General features: G+C 61.2%; 1 protein-coding gene. It reads left to right on the top strand.

Features of this window, described 5'->3' with window-relative positions:
- Nucleotides 1-71 precede the first annotated feature (71 nt).
- Nucleotides 72-992 carry an ArdC family protein gene (locus AC1D2N_RS36195; RefSeq protein WP_477983024.1) on the top strand — a complete coding sequence of 307 codons (921 nt, stop codon included), beginning with the start codon at nucleotides 72-74 and terminating at the stop codon, nucleotides 990-992.
- Nucleotides 993-1,005: the final 13 nt, after the last annotated feature.

Below are 1,005 nucleotides of genomic sequence, written 5' to 3'. Positions count from 1 at the left end.
CACTTGCCGCCCGGCTTTCGGACCGCCGTAGCAGGTCGCGATGGCCGCGACCTCGAAACGGAGGTTCAGACATGAGCAGGCAACCATCCAATCAACGATCCGATATCTACAGCCGCATCACCACCAGGATCATCGCCGATCTCGAACAGGGTGTGCGGCCATGGACCAGGCCCTGGACGACGGGACAGGCGGCAAGTGAGGTCAGCCGGCCACTGCGCCACAATGGCCAACCCTATACCGGGATCAATGTCCTGCTCCTCTGGTCCGAAACCATCGCCCGCGGCTTTGCCTCATCACGCTGGATGACGTTTCGCCAGGCAATCGAACTCGGCGGCGCCGTCCGCAAGGGCGAAACCGGCACAACCATAGTCTTTGCCAGTTCGTTCATCCGCACCGAGACGACCGAGACAGGCACGGAGATCGAACAGGACATTCCATTTCTCAAGACCTACACCGTGTTCAACGCCGATCAGATCGCCGGTCTTCCTTACCGCTTTCATGAGATCGCACCTGTCCAGGATCCGATGMGCCGSATCGGCGATGCCGGCCGCTTCTTTGCCAATACCGGCGCACTCATCCGGCATGGCGGATCGGCTGCCTATTATGCTGCCATTCGTGATTACATCCAGATGCCATGCTTGGATGCCTTCCGGGACGATGCCGCCTATGTCGCCGTCCTCAGTCACGAGATGACGCACTGGACCGGGGCACCGCGACGGCTTGATCGTGATCTCAGCCGCTACGCAAAAGACAGGAGCGAACGCGCCCGCGAAGAACTGATTGCCGAACTCGGCAGCTCGTTTCTCTGCGCCGATCTTGGCATCGTCCCCGAGCTCGAACCACGCCCCGACCACGCAAGCTATCTCGATGGCTGGCTTAAGGTTCTTGGCAACGACAAGCGCGCCATCTTTTCCGCGGCAGCGCATGCGCAGCGGGCCGTCGACTACCTGCATTCCTTGCAGCCGGAGTTCGACGAGGAGGCGGCGGCGTGAGCCGTCTCTTCCT

This window comes from Rhizobium sp. P1_B8 (assembly GCF_056406515.1).
The sequence above is the reverse complement of the archived record's forward strand: the minus strand, read 5'-3'. Positions and strand labels throughout refer to the sequence as shown.